The sequence below is a fragment of the Actinomadura sp. NPDC048032 genome, assembly GCF_040653175.1.
Classification (GTDB): Bacteria; Actinomycetota; Actinomycetes; order Streptosporangiales; family Streptosporangiaceae; genus Spirillospora; species Spirillospora verrucosospora.
Genome location: NZ_JBEZJP010000475.1, coordinates 1 through 5842, shown reverse-complemented (window position 1 = coordinate 5842; position 5842 = coordinate 1). Strand labels below are relative to the sequence as shown.

7 protein-coding genes are annotated in these 5842 nt (G+C 73.5%); 1 reads left to right on the top strand and 6 read right to left on the bottom strand.

Going from position 1 to position 5842, the window contains the following annotated elements; all coding sequences use genetic code 11:
• The first annotated feature begins 110 nt into the window (after positions 1-110).
• Complete coding sequence (locus AB0C69_RS36735) at positions 111-902, top strand: DUF1707 domain-containing protein (protein ID WP_345175476.1); 792 nt, start codon at positions 111-113, stop codon at positions 900-902.
• 50 nt (positions 903-952) lie between these two features.
• Here the strand turns inward: AB0C69_RS36735 and AB0C69_RS36730 are convergent, their stop codons facing one another.
• From AB0C69_RS36730 to pgeF, 6 genes are all read right to left on the bottom strand, one after another.
• Positions 953-2239 (bottom strand): hypothetical protein, encoded by a 1287-nt coding sequence (locus AB0C69_RS36730; RefSeq protein WP_360360167.1) that lies wholly within the window; start codon positions 2237-2239, stop codon positions 953-955.
• A 153-nt stretch (positions 2240-2392) separates the two neighbouring features.
• Entirely contained in the window at positions 2393-3316 is a 924-nt protein-coding gene (locus AB0C69_RS36725) for a DivIVA domain-containing protein (protein ID WP_345175479.1), read from the bottom strand.
• A gap of 57 nt (positions 3317-3373) precedes the next feature.
• Positions 3374-3670, bottom strand: coding sequence for a YggT family protein (locus AB0C69_RS36720; protein ID WP_089312594.1), 297 nt, complete (start codon positions 3668-3670; stop codon positions 3374-3376).
• Positions 3671-3691: 21 nt separating this feature from the next.
• Positions 3692-4228 (bottom strand): cell division protein SepF, encoded by a 537-nt coding sequence (gene sepF / locus AB0C69_RS36715; protein ID WP_345175482.1) that lies wholly within the window; start codon positions 4226-4228, stop codon positions 3692-3694.
• Positions 4229-4333: 105 nt separating this feature from the next.
• Entirely contained in the window at positions 4334-5029 is a 696-nt protein-coding gene (locus AB0C69_RS36710) for a YggS family pyridoxal phosphate-dependent enzyme (RefSeq protein WP_360360171.1), read from the bottom strand.
• Positions 5030-5088: 59 nt separating this feature from the next.
• Positions 5089-5817 carry a peptidoglycan editing factor PgeF gene (gene pgeF / locus AB0C69_RS36705; RefSeq protein ID WP_345175483.1) on the bottom strand — a complete coding sequence of 243 codons (729 nt, stop codon included), beginning with the start codon at positions 5815-5817 and terminating at the stop codon, positions 5089-5091.
• Positions 5818-5842 lie beyond the last annotated feature (25 nt).

Genomic DNA, 5842 nt, shown 5'->3' with positions numbered 1-5842 from the left:
GTCGGGCTGTACGGCCCGGCCGCGGCGGAGGGCCCTGCGGGACTTCGCGGGGTTGGGGAAATTTCGGGATGGGGTTCTTCGCGACACATCGCGTTTGCGATGATGGATCCGTGAATCTTCCCGAGCAGCCGTCCGGTTCCGAACCGCCCGCGCGTCCGTCGTCCGCGAGCATGCGCGCGTCGGACGCCGACCGCGACGAGGTCGCCGACCGCCTGCGCGAGGCCCTGGCCGAGGGGCGCATCACGCCGGAGGAGCACGCCGAGCGCATCGACGTCGTCTACAACGCCAAGACCTACGCCGAGCTGGAGCCCGTGCTCAGCGACCTGCCCTCGCAGCACGCGCCGCGGCCGCGGGTCGACCTGCGCAAGGAGCAGGCGCCCCGGCTCCCGCCGCCGCCCTCGCAGTCGCCGCACCTCGTGGCGGTGTTCAGCGGGGCGGAGCGCAAGGGGCGCTGGCTGGTCGAGCCGACCACCACGGTCACCTGCGTCTTCGGCGGCGTGGAGCTGGACTTCCGGCAGGCGGTCCTCAGCAAGGGCGAGGTCACCCTCTCCGTGACCTGCGTGTTCGGCGGCGTGAACATCGTGGTTCCGCCGGGCGTGCGGGTCGTCGGGTCCCACTTCACGATCTTCGGCGGCACCGACCTCCCCGAGGACGACACCGTGGACCCGGACGCGCCCGTCATCCGGCTGACCGGGATGCTGCTGTTCGGCGGCATCTCGGTCGAGCGCAAGGCCGTGGGCGAGAAGCGCGGCCGCCACCGGGAGCGGCACCAGCTCCACCGCGAGCACCAGGAACTCCGCCGCGAGCACCACGAGGAGATGCGGCGGCTGCACCGCGAGCGGCGCGACGCGCGCCGGGACCGCCTCCGCGAACTGCGCGACGAACGGCACCACGGCCGCTGAGCCCCGGACGGCTCGGGCCGCCCGGGGTCACGCGAACGAGGCGGGGCGGGTCAGTCGCGGGCGTGCTCGCGGTCGGGCTGGCAGACCAGGCAGGGCGTGCAGCCCCGGGCCTTCGCCTCCGCGCGCGACAGCGACTCCAGGTCGTCGGCCTCGTCGCCGATGTCCTCGATGAGGGCGCAGTCGACGCGGTGGTAGCGCTTGGTGCCGCTCAGGATGCGGACCTGCGGGCCGTCGTCGCCGGCCTCGTCCGGCTCGGGCTCCGGCGCCGGGGCGTCGTCGGTGTCGGGACCGCCGAACGGTGCGGTGCCGAGGTCGACGGTGACGTCCGGCGGCGCGGATTCGGCCGCAGCGCCCGGTTCGGCGCCGGGCCGGTCATCGGTCTCGGCGTCGGCGTGATCGGCCGTCTCCGGGGCCGTGGAGGGCTCCTCGGAGGCGCCGGACGCGAAGAGGCCCGCGACGGGCATGTCGGTGCGGGTGGGAACGGCCGCGCCCCGCTTCGGGGCGCCCGCGTCCTCGTCGCTCCGGTCCGCGTCGTCGGCGGGCTCGCCGGCCCGCGGGATCTCGGCCGTCTTGTCGAACGCGCCGGGCTTGTCAGGGGCTCCGAGCTTGTCAGGGGCGCCGGGCCTGTCAGAGGCGCCGGGCTTGTCGAACGAGGTGGGCGCGGGCTTGGCGAGGCCCGCGAGGCCGCTCTCGGATCGCTCGGCGGTCTTGCGGGCGGCGGGTGCGGTCTCCGCCGTCTTGCTCGCGTCGGCGGACGCGGGGGCCGACGCCGCGGCGCGCGCCGCCAGTGCGGTGTCGGGCATGCAGGCCGTGCAGGGGCTGAACCCCTCTTCCTTGGCCTCGGCGTAGGTGAGCTCCTCGGTGTCCCGCCCGGCGAGCTGCCGGCAGGTGTCGAGGTGGTAGCGCTTGCGACCGCGGACGACGAACACCAGCGCGTCGTCGGGGACGTCGACGGCGGGGGCGGGGATCTCGACCTCGGTGTCGGCCGGGTCGGCCGGAGGCTCGGCCTTCGCGGCGCCCTGCGCGTCCTTGGCCGGAGCGGACGCGGCCCTGGCGCTCTCGCCGCCCTTGGCCCGCTTGTCCTTCTTGGCCTTCTGCGCCTTCCTGCTGGGGCGGGCCGGGGTCGGCGACGCTCCCGGGCCGAACAGCTCCTTGCGCCGCAGGAACACCCCGATGGCCAGGCACACCGCGGAGACGATGCTGACGGCGATCGAGATGTAGATCACCACCAGGGCGTCCAGGCCGAAGACCTGCGCGCTGTCTCCGTTGCCCGCGACGATTCCCGCTACCAGCAGGGCGATCGCCACTACCACGAGAACGCCACTCAGGATGATCACAGGGTCACTCCCCCTCGTTCAGACCGCTAGGCTCCGGGCCGCGCGAGAGGGCCGGCGGCCGGCCCTGGGCACGACCGCCCGGCGCCGCGGGGATGGCGGCGCGCCATCCCCGGCGCGGCGATCGGAACGACACTATCGCCTGAGGCGTCCGTGTCAGCGCCTGTCGTGCGGCGGGTTGTCGCCGCCGGAGTGGAAAGCGCCCGTCGCCGAGTGCTGGACCTGCTGGGCGTGCTCGGGCGAGGGGAACGTGCCCGGTGCCGGCGCGCCGCCGCCGTTGCGGTTCTCGGCGTGCGGAAGGGCGTTCTGCGGGCCCGTCTGCGGACCGGCCTGGGGCGTGTTCTGCTGCGCCTGCACGGGGGCCGCGCCCGGGACGGCGGCGAACGCGCCGGTCTCGGTGCTGCCCGCCTCCAGGTCGCGGAGCTGGCCCTCCAGATAGACCTTCAGGCGGCTGCGGTACTCGCGCTCGAAGGCGCGCAGGTTGTCGACCTCGCGCTCGAGCTCCTCGCGCTGCTGCACGAGCGAGCCCATGACCTGGCGGTGCCGCTCCTGGGCGTCGCGGTCGAGGGCCTCGGCGCGCGAGCGGGCCTCGCTGACGATCTGGTCGGCCTGCCGGCGGGCCTTGCCGAGGATCTCCTCGGCCTCGCGGCGGGCGCGGCCGAGCGTCTCGTCGGCCTCGCGGCGGGCGTCGGCGATCGCCTGGTCGGCGGTCTGCTGCGCGAGCGCCAGCACGCGGGCCGCGGTGTCCATGTTGTCCTCGCCGCTCGGGGCGGGGGACGACATGCCGAGGCCGCCGAGGACGGGCTCCGGCTCGGGCTGCGGCTGCGGCTCGGGGCGGGGAGGCTCGGGGATCTTCTGGATGTCCGGCTTGGGCTCCACGATGGGAGCGGCCATGGCGGGAACCTTGCCGCGCAGGCACTCGGCCAGCTTGGCCCGCAGTTCCTCGTTCTCCTGGATGAGGCGGTCGAGCTCCGCCTCGACCTCGTCGAGGAAGGCGTCCACCTCCTCCTCGTCGTACCCCGGCCTCAGCCTGGTGGTACTGAACTGCTTGTTCCGCACGTCGGCGGGTGTCAGCGGCATGTTCTCGTCTCCTTGGCGCGCTTGGAGTCTGTCCCCGAAGGACGGTATCCGATCGACCTAACCTCCGCCGAATATGGAGCCGACGAAGACGATCAAGACCCAGACCACAAGGATGAGGACCGTGAAGCTGAGGTCCAGGGCAACGTTACCCAGCCGGATGGGCGGGATGAAACGCCTGAGGAGTTTCAGCGGCGGATCGGTGACCGTGTAGGTCGCCTCAGCGATCACGAGCACCACTCCGGTCGGCTTCCACTGCCTGGCGAACGACTGCAGGACCTCCAGGACCAGCCTTCCGATCAGGAACAGCAGGAAGAGGTACAGAACGCCCTGCAGGACGGATCCAACGATGTTCACGGACACTCTCGCATGCGACTCTCAGCTCTGGTTGAAGAACCCACGTTCCGCCATCCGGGCCTTGTCCTCCGCCGTCACCTCGACGTTGACGGGCGACAGCAGGAACACCTTGTTGGTAACACGCTCGATGCTGCCGTGCAGCCCGAACACGAGACCCGCCGCGAAGTCGACCAGGCGCTTGGCGTCGCTGTCGACCATCTCGGTCAGGTTCATGATCACCGGCGTGCCCTCCCGGAAGTGCTCCCCGATCGTCCTCGCCTCGTTGTAGGTCCTCGGATGCAGCGTAGTGATACGCGCGAGGTCGGTGGTACCGGACTCGTAGAGCGCCACGGACCGTCGCTCGATGGTCGACGTGGAGTGATGGTCGCGATCGCGGTCCGACGCCTCTTCGGCTCGGGTAAGCTGACCGCCGGATTCGTCATCGCGACGGCGTCCCTGCCCGGTGTCGGTCTCCTCGTCGTAGACCTCGTACTCGTCGTAGTCGCCGTACTTGTCGTCGTAGCGATCGTCCTCCACAAGGCCGAGGTAGACCGCCATCTTGCGCATCGCGCTGGCCATACGTCCCTCCGTGTCCTGTGGCCTCGGCGCCGGGCGCGTCCGGCCCCGCCGTTGGACTGATCAGTCGTGGCCTCCCGCGTTCAGGCAGGTACCACTGGGGGGACATTACCTGACGATTGCCCGTCGGCCGCCGAGCAACGCCGTACCGATCCGCAGGTGTGTCGCGCCGCACGCGATCGCCTGCTCCAGATCGCCGCTCATACCCGCACTGACGATCCGCGCGTCCGGATGGTTCCGCCTCATCCGCGCCGCCGTCTCCGCGAGCCGGTCGAAGGCGGGCAGCGGGTCCGCGCCGAGGGGCGCGACGGCCATCACGCCGCCGAGCTCCAGGCCGGGGGCGGCGGCGATCTCGTCGGCCAGCCCGGGGACGTCGTCGGGCACGGCCCCGCCCCTCTCCCCCACCTCGCCCTTCTTCCCCGCCTCGTCCAGGGAGACCTGCACGAGGCAGCGGAGCGTGCGGCCGGCGCGGGCGGCGCCCTCCGCGAGGGCCGTGACCAGTCGCGACCGGTCCACGGAGTGCACGACGTCGGCGTAGCCGACCACGGCGCGCGCCTTGTTGGTCTGGAGCCGTCCGACGAAGTGCCAGGTCAGCGGCAGGTCGGCGCAGTCGGCGGCCTTCGGGCGCGCCTCCTGGTCGCGGTTCTCGCCGACCTCGGTGACGCCCAGCCCGGCCAGCAGCCGCACGTCGGACGCGGGGAACGTCTTGGTCACCGCGATCAGGGTGATCTCGTCCTCGCTCCGGCCGGCGGCCGCGCACGCGGCGGCGATGCGCGCCCGGACGGCGGCCAGGCCCTCGGCGATCTCGGCGCGCCGCCCGGCCGCGGGGCCGTCCGCGGCGGCGCCGGTGTGGTCCCGGTCGGTCACGTGCCTTCCTTCAACCAGACATATCCGGCGAAACGGCCGGTGCGTCCCTCGCGGCGGTAGGAGTAGAGGCCCGGGTCCTCGATCGTGCAGCGGCCGTCGGCGGTCACGCGGGTCACCCCCGCGGACGCGAGCTGCTCGGCGACGCCGGCGCGGATGTCGAGGGCCGGGGTGCCCGCGGACGTCGTGGAGTACGCGGCGGGGACGACGGCGGCGACCTCGTCCCGCATCTCCGCGGGGACCTCGTAGCAGCGGCCGCACGCGGCGGGTCCGATGGCCGCGGTCATCCGGGCGGGGTCGGCGCCCCGCTCGCACATCGCCTTCACCAGGGCCGGGACGACTCCGGCGGCCGTCCCGGGACGGCCGGAGTGGGCGGCGCCGACGACCCCGGCGGCCGCGTCGGCCAGCAGGACGGGCGCGCAGTCGGCGACGAGGACGGCGAGGGCGAGCCCGGGCACGGTCGTGACGACGGCGTCGACCGGGCCGGGCAGGTCGGTCGAGGCGGCGAACGCGACGTCGGCGCCGTGCACCTGCCGCATGAAGACGGTGCGCTCGGGGTCGGCGCCGAGCGCGGCGGCGGCGCGCCGCCGGTTGTCCAGGACGGCGGCCGGGTCGTCGCCGACCGCGCCGCCGAGGTTCAGGGAGTCGTAGGGGGGCCCGCTCACGCCGCCGGCGCGGCCGGTGAAGCCGGCGCCGACGCCGTCGCCCAGGGCGACGGCGGTGATCACTTCGGAAGTCGGGCACGTCGAGGTC